The sequence below is a fragment of the Shinella daejeonensis genome (assembly GCF_024281235.1).
GTDB classification, from domain to species: Bacteria; Pseudomonadota; Alphaproteobacteria; order Rhizobiales; family Rhizobiaceae; genus Shinella; species Shinella daejeonensis.
In genome coordinates this window covers 99115-115586 of the sequence record NZ_JAHWXY010000008.1, presented here as the reverse complement: position 1 = coordinate 115586, position 16472 = coordinate 99115, and the positions used below count along the sequence as shown (strand labels likewise).

Below are 16472 nucleotides of genomic sequence, written 5' to 3'. Positions count from 1 at the left end.
AGGGAAGTCAGTTTATTGACCGACAAGAGTCGAACGGAGCGCTATCATGTCAGCTCCGACACCGTAACCACCGTCCTCAGGCGCGTCATCGCGGAAAACGGCCGCGACCATATCCGCGGCTACGCCTTCGCCACGCTCTGCCTCGCCGTCGTGGCGGGGACGACCGCCTTTGCGGCCTGGATCATGGAATCCGTGGTCAACGAGGCCTTCGCCAACAAGCGCGCCGACCTCGTGCTGCTCATCTGCGGCGCGATCTTCCTGGCCTTCCTGCTGCGCGGCTTTGCGACCTACGGCCAGGCGGTCACCCTGTCGCGCATCGGCAACAATATCGTGGCCCGCTACCAGCGCCGCATCTATGCGCACCTGATGTCGCTCAGCGTCGGCTTCTTCAGCGAATCGCGCTCGGCCTATCTTGCCGCCCAGATCAACCAGAACGTCACCGGCATCCGCGACGTCCTCAATATGACCGTCACCTCGGTCGCGCGCGATTTCCTCACCCTCGTCGCGCTGATCGGCGTGATGATCTCGAAGGACTGGCTGCTGACCCTCATCGTCTTCGTGCTGGCGCCGCCGCTGCTTCTCGGCCTGCGCTACGTGTCGAAGCGGCTGCGCAGCGCCACCCGCGAATCGATCGAACTCAACAGCCACGTGCTCGGCGCGATGCAGGAAACGATCCAGGGCATCTCCATCGTCAAGGCCTTCACCATGGAGGCCCAGCTCGAGGAGAAGGTCGAGGATATCATCAGCCGGGCGGAGGGCCGCTCCAACCGCATCGCCCGGCTTTCCGAACGCACCGCGCCGATGACCGAGACCTTCGCCGGCTTCGCCATCGCCGGCGTTCTCGCTTATGCGGCCTTCCGCTCCATCTACGGCGGCGTGCTGCCGGGCGCCTTCTTCTCCTTCGTCACCGCGTTGCTGATGGCCTATGATCCGGCAAAGCGGCTGGCGCGCCTTCAGGTCTCGCTCGAACGCGCCGTCGTCAACGCCCGCATGATCTACGAGATCCTCGATCTCAAGCCGCGGCAGGCCGACCTGCCCGACGCCCGGCCGCTGGAGGTGACGGAGGCGGCGATCAGCTTCCGCGACGTGCGCTTCGGCTATCTGGAGGGCGAGGACATCCTCAAGGATGTCACCTTCACCGCCGATGGCGGCAGGACGACGGCGCTGGTCGGCCCGTCCGGGGCCGGCAAGTCGACCGTCATCAGCCTGATCCCGCGCTTCTACGATCCCGTGGCGGGCGAAATCCTCATCGACGGGCAGGATATCGCCCATGTCACCAAGCAGTCGCTGCGCAACGCCATCGCCTATGTCTCGCAGCAGCCCTATCTCTTCGAGGGAACGATCCGCGACAACATCCGCTATGGCCGGCCCGACGCCACCGACGCCGAAGTGGAGGCAGCCGCCCGCCATGCCTATGCGCACGACTTCATCCTCGCCCAGCCGCAGGGCTACGACACGCTGGTCGGCGAGAACGGCGTGACGCTTTCCGGCGGCCAGCGCCAGCGGCTTTCCATCGCGCGCGCGCTGGTGCGCAACGCCCCGATCCTGCTGCTCGACGAGGCGACCTCGGCGCTCGACACCGAATCGGAAAAGGCGGTGCAAAAGGCGCTCGACGAGGCGATGAGCGGCCGCACCGTCGTCGTCATCGCCCACCGGCTCTCCACCATCGTGCGCGCCGACAAGATCATCGTGATGCAACAGGGCCGCGTCGCCGAGGAAGGCACCCACGAGGCGCTTGCGAGCCGGCCGGGCGGCCTTTACGCTCGCCTGAACAATCTCCAGGACCCCGCCGCGACACCGGGTCCATGACCGATCCCGCGAGGAAAGACATGAGCGCAACCGCAATGAAACTGGTCGTGGTCGGGGCCGCCGGCCGCATGGGGCAGACCCTGATCCGCGCCATCCACGCCATGGAAGGCGTGGAGCTTTTCGCCGCGGTGGAGCGGGAGCAATCGCCCTTCGTCGGCCGCGATGCGGGCGAGATCGCCGGCCTCGGACCGATCGGCGTCCCGGTGAGCGACCGGCCGCTCGAAGCCTTCGTCGAGGCGGAAGGCGTGCTCGACTTCACCGCACCGGCGGCAACCGTCGAATTCGCGGCCCTCGCCGCGCAGGCGCGCATCGTCCATGTGATCGGCACGACGGGCTGCGCGGCGGAGGACGACGCGCGGATCGCCGCAGCGGCGCGCCACGCCCGCATCGTCAAGTCCGGCAACATGAGCCTCGGCGTCAACCTGCTCGGCGTGCTCGCCGAAACGGCGGCGCGCGCGCTCGGCCCCGCCGACTGGGACATCGAGGTGCTCGAAATGCACCATCGCCACAAGGTCGACGCCCCCTCGGGGACGGCGCTGCTGCTGGGCGAGGCGGCGGCGAAGGGGCGTGGCATCGCTCTTGGTGACAATTCCGTGCGGGTCCGCGACGGCCATACCGGCCCCCGGCCGCAGGGGACGATCGGCTTCGCCACGCTGCGCGGCGGCTCGGTGATCGGCGAGCATTCGGTGCTGCTCGCCGGCGAAGGCGAGACGGTGACCCTGTCGCACAGCGCCACGGACCGCTCGATCTTCGCCCGCGGCGCCGTTCGGGCGGCCCTCTGGGCGCGCGACCGCAAACCCGGCCTCTACTCCATGCTCGACGTGCTCGGGCTCAACTGAAAACCCAATCCGGAGACAAACCATGAGCGGAACCCTCGTGCTCGTTCGCCACGGCCAGAGCGAATGGAACCTGAAGAATCTCTTCACCGGCTGGCGCGATCCCGACCTGACGGACCTCGGCGTCGAAGAGGCGAAGACCGGCGGCAAGGCGCTCGCCGAAACCGGCATCCGGTTCGACGTCGCCTTCACCTCGGTGCTCACCCGCGCGCAGAAGACGCTCGACATCATCCTCGACGAGATCGGCCAGGCCGGCCTTGCGACCATCCGCGACGAGGCGCTGAACGAGCGCGATTACGGCGACCTTTCCGGCCTCAACAAGGATGACGCCCGCGCCAAATGGGGCGAGGAGCAGGTGCATGTCTGGCGCCGCTCCTACGACGTTCCGCCGCCGGGCGGCGAAAGCCTGCGCGATACGGGCGCACGCGTCTGGCCCTATTACCTGACGGAGATCCTGCCGCGCGTGCTGCGCGGGGAGAAGGTGCTCGTCGCCGCCCACGGCAATTCACTGCGCTCGCTCGTCATGGTGCTCGACCGGCTGACGCGGGAAGAGATCCTGAAACTCAACCTGGCGACCGGCGTGCCGATGGTCTACACGCTGAACGCCGATTCGACGGTGAAATCCAAGGACGTGCTCGGCGACATGTCCGGCGCGCACTGAGCGCCGCCCTTCGGAAAGGGCGGAGGGCGGTGTCCTGCCGCCGCCTTCCCGCCAGCATTCAGAAGACGGCCCGAACGGCCGGATGGAGGGCCTTGCTATCCACCGGTGCCGTTCGGCTCCCGCTCAGGCCCTTCCCGCTTCCCATCCGAGCATGGCGCGCTTGCGCGTCAGGCCCCAGTGATAGCCGGTGAGCGCTCCGCTCTTGCCGAGGGCGCGGTGGCAGGGCACGACGAAGGAAATCGGGTTGCGGCCGACCGCGGCGCCGACGGCGCGCGACGCGGTCGGCTGCCCGAGATCCTCCGCGATGGAGGAATAGGTGACGGCGCGGCCGAGCGGGATGCGCAACAGCGCCCGCCAGACGCGGACCTGGAAATCCGAACCGATCAGAACCACCCGCAAGGGTTCTTCCGCCCGCCAGCGGCCGGGATCGAAGATGCGGCGGGCATAGGCCGCAGTGGCCTCGCGGTCCTCCACATAGGCGGCGTTCGGCCAGCGGCGCGCCATATCCGCAAAGGCGTCGTCGCCGTCCGGCGCATCCGCAAAGGCGAGCCCGGCAAGCCCGCGCTCGGTGATCATCACCAGCGCATGGCCGAAGGGCGAGGGATGCAGCCCCCAGCGCATCGTCAGCCCCGCCCCCCGGGCCTTCCACTCGCCGGGCGACATGGCCTCATGGGTGACGAAGAGATCGTGCAGGCGGCCCGGACCGGACAGGCCCACCTCCAGGCTCGTCTCGAGCAGAGGCAGGGCCTCCTGCCGCAACAGGCGCTTGGCGTGATCGAGGGTGACGGCCTGAAGGAAAGCCTTGGGCGAAAGGCCGGCCCAGCGGGTGAAGGTCTTCTGGAGCTGCGTCGGCGACTGGCCGAGACGGCGCGCGATGTCATCCAGACCCGGCTGCGCACGATAGTCCTCGCTGATCATCTCGATGACCCGGCGCACGGTCTCGTAGTCGTCGCCACCGGGCGTGATGTCGGATTGCAGGGTCGCGGCAATATTCATCGTTCTTCTCCTGTACCGCGAGAAAAGCACGCCGGCGGCGTCACCGCCACCCGATTCCTGCGCCGGCGTCCGGGGCGGGCCGATTGAACGCGTTAATATCCCCGCTTGATCCGGGCAAGCGCGCCGGAAAAAGCCGTGGCGAACCGCTCCCGGTCATCGAGCGGCAGGAAGGTGCCGACGTCCGTCTCCCGGCCCTGCCCGCGGACATGCATGGCGGTGATGCCGATCTTCGCCTTGCGCGAAACCAGGAAGCGCGCCCAGAACGGGTTGAAAACATGTTCCGTTTCGCGCCCCGAGGGGCTGACCTTGCGGATGGAGATATTGGTGCGCGACAGAGACACGAATTCGCGCGCCTGCGCCGCACGGTTGTTCAGCCAGAAGGCGCCGAACAGGGCCACGAAATCCAGCCCGAAGAAAAACACGATCGGCCAGGCGCCGGACAGCAGGAAAACCGCCATATGGGCGAAACTCAGCGCCCCGGCGATCAGGAAGAAGATACGATGACCGTTGCGACCGAGCGAGCGATAGGGATGCAGCTCCGCCGAGAACACCGGCCGTTCGTTCATTCCATTGTCGAGATTGCCTTGGGTCATGGGGCAAGACTATAGAAGCATCATGGAAAACGTGAAACAGAAAAAGAACGGCGCGGCCGCGCCGCCGCGCCGCAAGAGTACCGCCAGACGTCCCCGCAGCCTCTATTCACAGGCCGAACTGAAGGAGATTTTCCGGCGCTTCTCGGTGCAGCGGCCGGAACCGAAGGGCGAACTGGAGCATGTCAATCCGTTCACGCTCGTCGTCGCCGTGGCTCTGTCGGCACAGGCGACGGATGCCGGCGTCAACCGGGCGACGCGCGCCCTTTTCGCCGTCGCCGACACGCCGGAAAAGATGCTGGCGCTCGGCGAGGAACGGCTGCGCGACCATATCAGGACGATCGGCCTCTACCGCAACAAGGCGAAGAACGTCATCGCGCTCAGCCGCATTCTCATCGAGAATTTCGGCGGAGAGGTGCCGCGGACCCGCGAGGAACTGATGACGCTGCCGGGCGTCGGGCGAAAAACCGCCAATGTCGTTCTTTCCATGGCCTTCGGCCAGGCGACGCTCGCCGTCGACACCCATATCTTCCGCATCGCCAACCGCCTGCGCCTCGCCCCCGGCAAGACGCCGGACGAGGTGGAAGAGCGGCTCTTCCGCCTCATCCCGGACGAATATCTCTATCACGCCCACCACTGGCTGATCCTGCACGGGCGCTATTGCTGCAAGGCGCGCAAGCCGGAGTGCGAGCGCTGCGTCATCGCCGACCTCTGCAAGTCGCCGGAAAAGACCTGCGACATTCCCGCGCCGCTCGTCGAACTGCCGCCGCAGCTTTTCGGCCCTACGCCCTGATCGTGCCGAAGGCCGGATCCCGGCGGCTCAGCGCCTTGTGCAGATGCACCATCAGGCCGGCGGCGAAGAGCGGCGTCAGCAGATTGACGAGGGGCACGGCGAGGAAGCCGGCGATCAGGAGCCCGGCAAGCAGCACCGTCGGGGCATGTTTGGCGCGAAACTGCCGCGCCTCATGCGGCGTGCGGTGACGCATCGCCGCGAATTCGAAGAATTCCCGCCCGAGCAGGTAACCGTTGACGAGGAAGAAAGCGACGAGGTTCACGCCCGGAACGAACAGGAGAAAGAGGGCGAGAAGATTGGCGAGGACCACCACGCCGAGGAATTTCACCGAACCGGCGATCGCCTGTCCAAGCGGCAGCGCCGCGCCCGGCGGATCGAGGGGATAGTCGCGTTGCTCGATCACCTCCGCCACGTCATCGAGGAAGAGCCCCGCGACAAGCGCCGTCACCGGCGCCAGCAGCAGGCTCAACGCCACGGCGAGGCCGAGGCTTGCCAGAATGCCGAAGACCACGGCCAGCCAGCCGGCCCAGTCCGGCAGTTGCGGCATCATCGCCGCCTGAAGCCAGGGCCAGACGAAAGCGACGAAGCTTTCGCGCAGCGCGAACCACAGGACGGAAAGCGCAAGCAACGTGAGCCCGAGCACCTTCCAGAAAACGCCGCGCGTGCGGGAATCGAAGAGATTGGCGAGGGAAAGGCGGGTGGCCTGGAGGATCATGAAGGGGCTCCGTATCGGAAATCCGGTCCGCCGGCATATGGGGTGTGGAAAATCGTCCGGCAAGACGATGCCGTATTGCACGCATTAAGCCGCCGTTAAACGCGCGCTTCTAAGCTCCACGCCCAACCGCCATCCCGTAGCGTAGACGAACAGCAGGAAACCGCCATGCGCCACCTCCGGATCAGCCGATTGCTGCCAGCCCTTTTCGTCCTGATGGTCGCGCTCGGCGCGCTTCAGGGCGGCGTCGCGATCCGTTCGCTTTCCGCGATCACCGGCCATGTCGAGCACATCGGGGCCGAGCGCGTGCCGCAGATGAGCGCGATCCTGCAACTGAGCCACGCCTTCGCCGCGCTCAACGCCACCTATCCCGAACACATGCTGTCGATGGACCCCGACGAGATCGGCCGTATCGAGGCCCTGATCGGGGAACGGGTGCAGGCCTTCTCGGAACGGGTCGACGCCTATGCCGGCGCCAATGGCGGGGACGCCGCGGCCGCCAGCGCCGTCGAGGACATCAGGGCCACCCTGTCCGCCTATCTGGAGGACGCCGCACAGCTCGTGCAGTTTTCCGCACTCGCCGCCAAGGGGCCGGCGCTCGATATCTACAAGGGATCGATGCGCACGAACGCCGAGGCGATCACCGCCGCGCTCGACGGGCTGGTCGCCCGCAACCGGGCGCTCACCGAAGAGGCGATCCTTTCGGCCCGCGCCGAGGAAGGCACCGCCTTCGCGCTCACCTGGGCGTCGCTCGCCGTTTCCGTCGGACTGGCGCTTCTGGCGATCCTCGTCGTCAACCGCCGGGTCACCCGGCCGCTCGGGGCGCTTGCCGGCGCGATGAAACGCCTTGCGGCGGGCGATCTTTCCACCACGGTTCCCCATGTCGGACGCAAGGACGAAATCGGCGACATGGCCGCCACCGTCTCCGTCTTCCGCGAGAATGCCGCCGAGCGGCAGCGCCTGGAACGGCAGGGCGAGGAGGACCGGCAACAGGCCGAAGGCGAACGTCAGGCGCGCGAGGCCGAGCGCACGCGCGACAGCGGCCGCGTGCAGCAGGCCGTTGCGCACCTCGGCGCGGCGCTCGGCAAGCTGGCCGCCGGCGACACGACCTGCCGCATCGAGAAACCCTTCGACGGCGATCTCGACCGGCTGCGGGAGGACTTCAATGCCTCGGTCGCCCGGCTCGGCGACGCGCTCCGGGACGTCGGCGACAATGCCCGCGCGATCGACGCCGGCGCAGGCCGTATCCGCGCCGCCGCCGACGATCTCTCCGGCCGCACGGACGAACAGGCGGCCTCCGTCGAGAAAACCGCCGCCGCGCTGGAGCAGATCACCGCCACGGTGCGCAACTCGGCCCACCGCGCCGAGGAGGCCGGACGTCTCGTCGACCGCACGCGCAACGGTGCGGAAGAATCGGGCAAGGTGGTCCATCGCGCCATTTCCGCCATGCAGGCCATCGAGAATTCATCGCGGGAAATCGGCAATATCATCGGGGTGATCGACGACATCGCCTTCCAGACCAATCTGCTGGCGCTCAACGCGGGCGTCGAGGCGGCACGCGCCGGCGAGGCCGGCAAGGGCTTCGCCGTCGTCGCGCAGGAGGTGCGCGAGCTGGCGCAGCGCTCGGCCACGGCCGCACGCGAGATCAAGACGCTGATCACCACGTCGGGCAATCAGGTGCGCGACGGCGTGGCGCTGGTCGGCGAGACCGGGACCTCGCTTGGCGCCATCGTGAAGGAAGTGCGGGAGATCGACGACCACGTCACGGCGATCGTCGATGCGGCGCGCGAGCAATCGGCCGGGTTGCAGGAGATCAGCCAAGCCGTCAACGCCATGGACCAGGGCCGCCAGCGCAATCGCGAAATCGTGCAGGAAACGACGGCCGCCAGCCATGAACTGGCCACGGAAGTCCAGGCGCTCAACGCATTGATCGACCGTTTCGTGGTCGCTGACGGCATATCGGCAGGCCGTAGCGCGCAGGCGCCGGCCCATCTCTCGCCACAGCTCCACATCGTGCCCACGCCGCTCCCCTCGACCGGCGAGCCGGTCCGCCGCTCGCCCGGCCAGTGGAACGTCAAGCCGGCGGCGACAGGCGCCCGCCCGGTCGCCTCGCCGGCACTGGCGCTCGGCGACAAGATCGCCCGCGCCTTCGGCGCAACGAAGGACACGGGGGAAAAAGGCGAGTGGGAAGAATTCTGACCTTCCCGCGCCGGAACCCCTGTTCCGGCGGGTAGCAGCGCCTATTCTGGCGGATAGAAATACCTATTCGGGCGGATAGAAATGAGCGACGCCGCGAAAATCACGCAGGCGGAAGCAACCGTCGCCGGCCTCCTCCACTTCCGGCGCGTCGGCGCGCACCTTGCCGTGACCGCCGGGAATATCGAGGATATAGGCCGGCTGGCAAAGGCCGGAGATACGGCCGCGCAGGGCGGTGACCAGCGCCCGGCCTTCGGCGAGCGTCAGGCGGAAATGCGCGGTTCCGGGCGCCAGATCGGGGTGATGCAGATAGTAGGGCTTCACCCGGTTCTCGACGAAGGTGCGCATCAGTTCCGCAAGGACGGCCGGATCGTCGTTCACCCCCTTCAGGAGCACCGTCTGGCTGAGCAGGACAATGCCGGCATCGGCGATGCGCGCCACGGCGGCGCGGGCGGCCTCCGTGAATTCGCGCGGATGATTGGCGTGAAGCGCCACGTAGACGGTCTTGCCGCTCGCCTTCAGCGCGGCGATCAGCGCGGCATCGACGCGCTCGGGATCGACCGCCGGGACGCGGGTGTGAAAACGCACGATGCGGACATGGGGGATCGCCGCCAGCCGCAGCATGATCTCCTCCAGCCGGCGCGGCGAGAGCACCAGCGGATCGCCGCCGGTCAGGATCACCTCCCAGATCTCCGGCCTTCCGGCGATATAGGAAAGCGCCACATCGAGAGCGTCCGGCGAAAGCGTGCCGAGACCTTCCGGCCCGACCATCTCGCGGCGGAAGCAGAAACGGCAATAGACCGGGCAGACATGCACCGCCTTCAGCAGCACCCGGTCGGGATAGCGGTGGACGATGCCCTCGACGGGACTATGCGCCAGATCGCCGATCGGGTCGGCGCGCTCCTGCGGCAGCGTCACCAGTTCGGCCGGATCGGGCAGGAACTGGCGTGCGATCGGATCGGCCGGATCGGCCGGATCGACGAGCGCCGCGACGGCGGGCGTCACGGCGATGGCATAGCGCCCGGCGACCGCCGCCGCAGCCGTCAGGCGGTCCTCCGGCAGCAGGCCGGCGGCGGCAAGATCGCCGACCGTCTTCAGACTGCGCGCCGCCGTCACGGGGCCGTCTCCGCGACCGGCGCCCAGAGCACCTGATCGATACGCGACGCGCCGGTCGCCAGCATCACCAGCCGGTCGAAGCCGAGCGCGATGCCGCTTGCGTCCGGCATGATCGCAAGCGCGGCGAGAAAATCCTCGTCAAGCGGATAGGCCTCGCCGTAGACACGCTGTTTTTCGGCCATTTCCAGACCGAAGCGACGCCGCTGCTCGGCAGGGTCGGTCAGTTCGCCGAACGCATTGGCGAGTTCCACGCCACAGGCATAGAGTTCGAAACGCTCGGCAACCCGCCGGTCGTGCGGCGCGGGACGGGCAAGGGCGGCTTCCGCGGCCGGATATTCGCAAAGGATCGTCGCCCGGCCGAAGCCGAGCTGCGGCTCCACCTTCTCCACCAGGACGCGGCTGAAGAGATCGGCCCAGGTGTCGTCGCCGGCCACTCGCAACCCCACCTGGCGCATGTCGCTGGCCAGTCTGTCACGATCGGTCGAACCATCGGCCCGCACGGAGGCCAGCATGTCGATGCCGGCGAAGCGGGAAAAGGCCTCCGCCACCGTCAGCCGTTCCGGCTCAAGCGCCGGATCGCAATCGGCCCCGCGGAACGTCAGCTTGCCAGCGCCTCCGGCCTCCGCCGCAAGACGCAGGAAAACGGCGCAATCCGTCATCAGCGTTTCGTAGCTCTCCCCCGCCCGATACCATTCGAGCATGGTGAACTCGGGATGATGGAGCGGGCCGCGCTCGCGGTTGCGATAGACATGGGCGAAACAGGCGATACGCCGCTCGCCGGCGGCCAGAAGCTTCTTGCAGGCGAATTCCGGCGACGTATGCAGATAGAGCGGCGTCGGCACGCCCGAATGGCCGATCGCCTCGGTGCGAAAGGCGTGGAGATGCGCCTCGTTGCCGGGCGAGACCTGCAAGGTCGCCGTATCCACCTCGATGAAATCGCGTTCGGCGAGCCAGGCCCTGAGCGCTGCCTGGATCCGGTTTCGCGCCATCAGGAACGGCCGGCGATCGGCATGGACATGGGGGGTCCACCAGGGCGAAGGGGCAGGGTTTTTCACGCTCATCTCAAAAGGTTTCTTCGGCCGCTGTGGCGGACAGACTGGTGTTTTGCCGGAATATAGGTTAGTTGCGCCCCGAAAGCGCATTTTTCCGCGTCCGGAGAAAACCGTCAGGGTTGTCCTCTACGACGCGCCAAATCCAGTTACAAGACCAGTTACAGGGAAGTCTTATGGTAAAGGTCATCGCTTCTTCCGTCCGCAAGGGCAATGTGCTCGATGTCGACGGCAAGCTCTATGTCGTGCTGACGGCGCAAAACTTCCACCCCGGCAAGGGCACGCCGGTCACGCAGGTCGACATGCGCCGCATTTCCGACGGCGTGAAGGTTTCCGAACGCTATCGCACGACCGAGCAGGTCGAGCGCGCCTTCGTCGAGGACCGGGAGCACAATTTCCTCTATGAGGACGGCGACGGCTACCACTTCATGAATCCGGAAACCTACGACCAGCTCACCATGTCCGCCGAAGACGTCGGCGATCTCAAGGCCTATCTTCAGGAAGGCATGACGGTGGTGCTGTCGGTGCACGAAGGCGTCGCCATCGCCCTCGACCTGCCCCGTCATGTGACGCTGGAGATCATGGAAACCGAACCGGTCGTGAAGGGACAGACGGCATCGTCTTCCTACAAGCCGGCGATGCTGTCGAACGGCGTGCGGACCATGGTCCCCCCGCATGTCTCGGCCGGCACGCGCGTCGTCATCGCAACGGAAGACGGCTCCTACGTCGAACGCGCCAAGGACTGATCCGCTTCGCCCGAACCCGCAGGGCCGCCCGCCGCAAACGGCGCGGCGGCCTTTTTGCTTCCATGTCCGGCAATTTCGGCTATGACCGGTTCCCGGCTCTTACCCACGGAGACGGATATCCGCATGACCACATTCGACGTTCTGACGGTCGGCAATGCGATCGTCGATATCATCGCGCGCTGCGACGATGCCTTCCTCACCGACAACGCCATCATCAAGGGCGCGATGAACCTCATCGACGCGGAGCGGGCGGAACTGCTCTATTCGCGCATGGGGCCGGCGCTGGAGGCCTCGGGCGGCAGTGCGGGCAACACGGCGGCGGGGATCGCCAGCTTCGGGGGACGCGCCGCCTATTTCGGCAAGGTTTCCGACGACCAGCTCGGCGGCATCTTCGCCCATGACATCCGCGCCCAGGGCGTACATTTCGCAACCCGGCCACTGGCCGGCGCACCGCCCACCGCCCGTTCCATGATCTTCGTGACGCCCGACGGCGAACGTTCGATGAATACCTATCTCGGCGCCTGCGTGGAACTCGGGCCGGAGGATGTGGAGCCGGAGGTGGTGGCCGGGGCCAAGGTCACCTATTTCGAGGGCTATCTCTGGGATCCGCCCCGCGCCAAGGACGCGATCCGCGAATGCGCCCGCATCGCGCATGCCAACGGCCGGGAAATGTCGATGACGCTTTCCGACAGTTTCTGCGTGCAGCGCTACCGCGACGAATTCCTCGACCTCATGCGCTCCGGAACGATCGACATCGTCTTCGCCAACCGCGCGGAGGCTCTGGCCCTCTACGAGACCGGGGACTTCGAGGAGGCGATTTCGCGCCTTTCGCAGGATTGCCGGCTTGCCGCCGTGACGATGAGCGAGGAGGGTTCGATCATCGTCAGGGGTGCGGAGCGCACGAGGGTGGAGGCGATCGCCGTCGCCGATGTGGTCGACACCACCGGCGCAGGCGACCTCTACGCCGCCGGCTTCCTCTACGGCTATACCGCAGGGCGGTCGCTTGCCGACTGCGGCCGGCTCGGCAGTCTCGCCGCCGGCCTCGTCATCGGGCAGGTCGGGCCGCGGCCCATGCTGTCGCTATCCGCGGAGGCGAAGAAGGCGGGGCTTGTCTGATCCGTCTTCCCCGTTTCTCGTCTCGGCGCTGGCGGCGGATGAGGCCTATTTGAAGGCCTCGCCGGGATAGGCGCCCCAGATCTCGTTCTGGGAAACCCAGCCGCTCGCGCCCTCGACCTCTGCGCGGCACCAGTCGCCATTGCATTCGCCCACCCGCACGACGACGCCGGGCTGCAACCGGGCGACGACGGCGCTGCCGGACAGCGCCTCCCGGCGCATGTTGACGAAGACATCCTCGCCCTTGCCGCGCATCCATGGCGCGGTGACGGCGGTGCGGTCGCCCGAAAGCAGCGCCTGATTGACCCAGCCCTCGGTGCCGTCGGCGTCACGCACGCGGCGCCAGTTATCGTATTCCTGGACGATTTCGACCGGCACGCCCGATTTCAGATAGCGCCAGGCGACGGCGTAGTCGATGCTCGGGCCGACCCTGAGATTGACGCTCTTGGCCTTGAGGCTGACGAAGCGCGGCAACGGCAGACCACTCGGGCCCTTGGCCACCTGCGCATGGGCGATTTCCAACCCCCCACCGACGGCAAGGACCCCGGCGAGAGCGGCAATGCTGAGACGAACGACGAATTTCGGCATGACGGGATCCGTTCGAATGAAGAGCGGGCATCGGGCTGCCGTACCGGCGGGCGACATCGCAAATCGCTGGACCGTCGACGAGAGCGGATTGTCTTCGCGACCGGGTCTGGTAGAAAATGCCTCTGATGAAGCAATCCTTGCCCAACTTAGTTAAGGACCCGTCAACAGCACGCTGGATCATGCCATGACGCAGAAGAAAAAGCCGAAGGTCTATATCACCCGCCGCCTGCCCGACGTGGTGGAGACCCGGATGCGGGAGCTGTTCGACGCCGAGCTGAACATCGACGACGCGCCGCGCACCCAGCCCGAGCTGGTCGCCGCGGTCAAGACGTTCGACGTGCTGGTGCCGACGCTGACCGACCGCATCGACGCGGCGCTGATCGAACAGGCGGGGCCGCAGCTGAAACTGATCGCCAGCTTCTCCAACGGCGTCGACAATATCGACGTGGAGGCGGCCGCGCGCCGCGGCATCACCGTCACCAATACGCCGAACGTGCTGACGGAAGACACCGCCGACATGACGATGGCGCTGATCCTCGCCGTGCCGCGACGGCTGGCCGAAGGCGCGCGCATCCTTGCCGACCGCAAGGGCGACTGGGCCGGCTGGTCGCCGACCTGGATGCTCGGACGGCGCATCCACGGCAAGCGGCTCGGCATCGTCGGCATGGGGCGGATCGGCACGGCGGTGGCCCGGCGCGCCAAGGCCTTCGGGCTTTCCATCCACTACCACAACCGCAATCGCGCCCATCCGGAAACCGAGGACGGGCTGGAAGCGACCTATTGGGACAGTCTCGACCAGATGCTGGCCCGCGTCGACATCGTTTCCGTCAACTGCCCGTCGACGCCGGCGACCTACCACCTCCTGTCCGCAAGGCGGCTGGAGCTGATGCAGCCGACGAGCTACATCGTCAACACGGCGCGCGGCGGCATCGTCGACGAGAGCGCGCTGATCAAATGCCTGCGCGAAGGCCGGATCGCCGGCGCCGGCCTCGACGTCTTCGAGAAGGAGCCGGCAATCGATCCGAAACTCGTCCGGCTCGCCACGGAGGGCAAGGTCGTTCTCCTGCCGCATATGAGTTCGGCCACCATCGAAGGACGCATCGACATGGGCGAGAAGGTGGTCATCAACATCCGTACCTTCTTCGACGGCCACCGCCCGCCGGACCGCGTGTTGCCGAACCGGGTCTAGTTTTCCGGAAACATCCGCAAAACATCCGGCCCTTTCCCGCCGACATTCACGGAACCCGGATCCGATCGGCCTGACGCCGCCGGTAGCGCAGCGTCTCGAAACGCGCCGACAGGCCGTCGTAAAGCAGGAGCCGGCCGACGAGCGGCTCGCCGGCGCCCGTCAGGAGCTTGATCGCCTCCATCGCCATCAGCGTGCCGACGACGCCCGTAAGCGCGCCAACGATGCCGGCCTGGGCGCAGGAGGGCACCGTTCCGGGCGGAGGCGGCGCGGGAAAGAGATCGCGATAGCCCGGATTGCGCCGCCCGTCCGCACCGGTCTCATAGGGTTTCAGCACCGTGAGCGAACCGTCGAAACGGCCGACCGCACCGGCGACGAGCGGCATTTTCGCCGCTTCCGCAGCATCGGCAGCCGCATAGCGGGTGTCGAAATTGTCGGAGCCGTCGATCAGCAGATCGAAACCGGCGAGAAGTCCGGCGGCGTTTTCCGGCGTGAGGCGCGTGTCCATGCCCTCGAAGCGGACATGGGGATTGAGCCGCCCGACGCTTGCCGCGGCGCTTTCGATCTTCATCGCGCCGAGCGTTCCCGTCTCATGGATCACCTGGCGCTGGAGATTGGACAGCGAGACCGTATCGTCATCGATCACCGCGAGCCGGCCGACGCCGGCGGCGGCGAGATACTGGATGACCGGCGCGCCGAGGCCGCCCGCCCCGATGATGAGCACGCTCGCCCGCTTCAGCCGCTGCTGGCCCGCGCCGCCGATCTCGGCCAGCACGATATGGCGGCGGTAGCGCTCGATCTCGTCGGGCGTCAGGGCGTCGGTCATGACGAGACCTCTCCGTTGGCGACGGTCAGGAACTGGGCGCGCTCGCCCAGCGCCCCGAACATGGCACGGTCCGTCCCGGTCATGAAGGCCTGGCCGCCGAGCGCATCGACCCGGTCGAAGAGCGCGGCGCGGCGGCCCGCATCGAGATGGGCGGCGATCTCGTCGAGAAGCAGCACCGGCGCATGCCCGGTCATGCCCGCCACAAGACCGGCATGGGCGAGGATGAGGCCGATGAGCAACGCCTTCTGTTCGCCCGTCGAGCAGCGTCCGGCCTCCATGTCCTTTTCCCGGTGGCGGATGACGAGATCGGCGCGATGCGGCCCTTCCAGCGTGCGGCCGGCGGCCGCGTCGCGATAGCGGCCCTCGCGCAGCAGCGCCAGATAGATCTCCTCGATCTCATAGGCCGGGCGCAGCCATTCGCCGTCGAGAAAGCCGAAAAGACCAAGGACGGCCGATGGAAAAGGGCCGTCGTCACGCGCCGCCTCGACGAGGCCGGCGAGAAGCCCCACGAGTTCGTGGCGGGCATGGGCGAGCGCAATACCCAGCTCGGCCATCTGCCGCTCCAGCGCCGTCAGCCAGGCCGGATCGGGGCGCGGTTCGGACAGAAGCCGGTTGCGGCCGCGCATGGCCTTCTCGTAGTCGACGGCGCGGCGTCCGTGCTCGGGATCGAGCGACAGGACGAGCCGGTCGAGAAAGCGGCGGCGATCGGCCGAGGGGCCGGTGAAAAGCCCGTCCATGGCGGGCGTCAGCCAGAGAATGCGCAGATGATCGAGCAGTTCGTCGACGGTGCGGGACGGCGTGCCGTTGATGCGCAGCCGCCGCGCCTGCCCTTCCTCGCCGCCCTCGGTTCCCGTGCCGATATCGACCTCGCCCGCCATGCCTTCCACCGTCGCGAAGACGGAAAAGCCGTTGCCGCTGCCGGCGCGCGGTATGTCGCCATAGGCGGCGCGGCGCAGCCCCCGGCCGGGCGAGAGGAAGGAGACGGCCTCCATGAGATTGGTCTTGCCCGCGCCGTTCTGGCCGGTCAGCACCACATGCCGCCCGTCGAGCGCCAGCGACAGGCTGGCGTAATTGCGGAAATCCGCAAGCTTGAGGCGGGAAAGAAAAACCTTCTGGGGCATCGCGTGTCCGGATCGTTCGGCAAGACAGCTATGCCGGAGGCGGCGTGATTGCAAGCCCGCCGGCCGGGAAAGCAAAAGAGGGCAATGATGGCGAGGCGCACGCAATTTCCCTTTCACGGTGTTTTGCTGTAGGT

General features: G+C 67.2%; 16 protein-coding genes. 8 read left to right on the top strand and 8 right to left on the bottom strand.

Features of this window, described 5'->3' with window-relative positions; translation table 11 throughout:
- The first annotated feature begins 15 nt into the window (after positions 1-15).
- From KYK29_RS17300 to KYK29_RS17290, 3 genes are read left to right on the top strand one after another with little or no spacing between them, the layout of a single operon-like run.
- The gene (locus tag KYK29_RS17300) at positions 16-1809 is read left to right on the top strand and encodes an ABC transporter ATP-binding protein (RefSeq protein ID WP_254692144.1); all 1794 of its coding nucleotides are present in this window, start codon (positions 16-18) and stop codon (positions 1807-1809) included.
- Positions 1810-1829: 20 nt separating this feature from the next.
- A complete protein-coding gene (dapB, locus tag KYK29_RS17295; protein WP_254692143.1) occupies positions 1830-2648 on the top strand; it encodes a 4-hydroxy-tetrahydrodipicolinate reductase in 819 nt (272 codons plus the stop codon).
- 22 nt (positions 2649-2670) lie between these two features.
- On the top strand, positions 2671-3306 hold the full coding sequence (locus KYK29_RS17290) for a 2,3-bisphosphoglycerate-dependent phosphoglycerate mutase (RefSeq protein WP_254692142.1): 636 nt from the start codon (positions 2671-2673) through the stop codon (positions 3304-3306).
- A 123-nt stretch (positions 3307-3429) separates the two neighbouring features.
- On the opposite strand, the gene KYK29_RS17285 is transcribed toward KYK29_RS17290, so the two are convergent.
- Entirely contained in the window at positions 3430-4302 is an 873-nt protein-coding gene (locus tag KYK29_RS17285) for a methylated-DNA--[protein]-cysteine S-methyltransferase (RefSeq protein WP_254692141.1), read from the bottom strand.
- 92 nt (positions 4303-4394) lie between these two features.
- Complete coding sequence (locus KYK29_RS17280; RefSeq protein ID WP_254692140.1) at positions 4395-4895, bottom strand: DUF2244 domain-containing protein; 501 nt, start codon at positions 4893-4895, stop codon at positions 4395-4397.
- A 22-nt stretch (positions 4896-4917) separates the two neighbouring features.
- On the opposite strand from KYK29_RS17280, the gene nth reads away from it, so the two are divergent.
- Positions 4918-5685, top strand: coding sequence for an endonuclease III (nth, locus tag KYK29_RS17275; RefSeq protein WP_254692139.1), 768 nt, complete (start codon positions 4918-4920; stop codon positions 5683-5685).
- Here nth and KYK29_RS17270 read toward each other — a convergent pair.
- A complete protein-coding gene (locus KYK29_RS17270) occupies positions 5675-6400 on the bottom strand; it encodes a sulfate transporter family protein (RefSeq protein WP_254692138.1) in 726 nt (241 codons plus the stop codon). The genes nth and KYK29_RS17270 overlap by 11 nt on opposite strands.
- A 165-nt stretch (positions 6401-6565) precedes the next feature.
- Here KYK29_RS17270 and KYK29_RS17260 point away from each other — a divergent pair, with 165 nt between their 5' ends.
- A complete protein-coding gene (locus KYK29_RS17260; RefSeq protein WP_302795598.1) occupies positions 6566-8596 on the top strand; it encodes a methyl-accepting chemotaxis protein in 2031 nt (676 codons plus the stop codon).
- Positions 8597-8659: 63 nt separating this feature from the next.
- Here KYK29_RS17260 and KYK29_RS17255 read toward each other — a convergent pair whose 3' ends face one another.
- Positions 8660-9709: a lysine-2,3-aminomutase-like protein gene (locus KYK29_RS17255; RefSeq protein WP_254692137.1), complete on the bottom strand. Its 1050-nt coding sequence runs from the start codon at positions 9707-9709 to the stop codon at positions 8660-8662.
- Positions 9706-10770 (bottom strand): EF-P lysine aminoacylase EpmA, encoded by a 1065-nt coding sequence (epmA, locus tag KYK29_RS17250; RefSeq protein WP_254692136.1) that lies wholly within the window; start codon positions 10768-10770, stop codon positions 9706-9708. The genes KYK29_RS17255 and epmA overlap by 4 nt, the downstream gene beginning before the upstream one ends.
- A gap of 164 nt (positions 10771-10934) precedes the next feature.
- Between epmA and efp the strand changes: the two genes are divergently transcribed.
- Together efp and KYK29_RS17240 are read left to right on the top strand one after the other, a co-directional pair.
- Positions 10935-11504 carry an elongation factor P gene (efp, locus tag KYK29_RS17245; RefSeq protein WP_254692135.1) on the top strand — a complete coding sequence of 190 codons (570 nt, stop codon included), beginning with the start codon at positions 10935-10937 and terminating at the stop codon, positions 11502-11504.
- A 123-nt stretch (positions 11505-11627) separates the two neighbouring features.
- Positions 11628-12620 carry an adenosine kinase gene (locus KYK29_RS17240; protein WP_254692134.1) on the top strand — a complete coding sequence of 331 codons (993 nt, stop codon included), beginning with the start codon at positions 11628-11630 and terminating at the stop codon, positions 12618-12620.
- A 45-nt stretch (positions 12621-12665) separates the two neighbouring features.
- Here the strand turns inward: KYK29_RS17240 and KYK29_RS17235 are convergent, their stop codons facing one another.
- Entirely contained in the window at positions 12666-13205 is a 540-nt protein-coding gene (locus KYK29_RS17235) for an SH3 domain-containing protein (RefSeq protein WP_254692133.1), read from the bottom strand.
- A gap of 184 nt (positions 13206-13389) precedes the next feature.
- Between KYK29_RS17235 and KYK29_RS17230 the strand changes: the two genes are divergently transcribed.
- Positions 13390-14394 (top strand): 2-hydroxyacid dehydrogenase, encoded by a 1005-nt coding sequence (locus KYK29_RS17230; protein WP_254692132.1) that lies wholly within the window; start codon positions 13390-13392, stop codon positions 14392-14394.
- A gap of 46 nt (positions 14395-14440) precedes the next feature.
- On the opposite strand, the gene moeB is transcribed toward KYK29_RS17230, so the two are convergent.
- Positions 14441-15217: a molybdopterin-synthase adenylyltransferase MoeB gene (gene moeB / locus KYK29_RS17225; protein ID WP_254692131.1), complete on the bottom strand. Its 777-nt coding sequence runs from the start codon at positions 15215-15217 to the stop codon at positions 14441-14443.
- Complete coding sequence (gene recF, locus KYK29_RS17220; RefSeq protein ID WP_254692130.1) at positions 15214-16338, bottom strand: DNA replication/repair protein RecF; 1125 nt, start codon at positions 16336-16338, stop codon at positions 15214-15216. Before recF ends, moeB begins: the two co-directional genes overlap by 4 nt.
- Positions 16339-16472 lie beyond the last annotated feature (134 nt).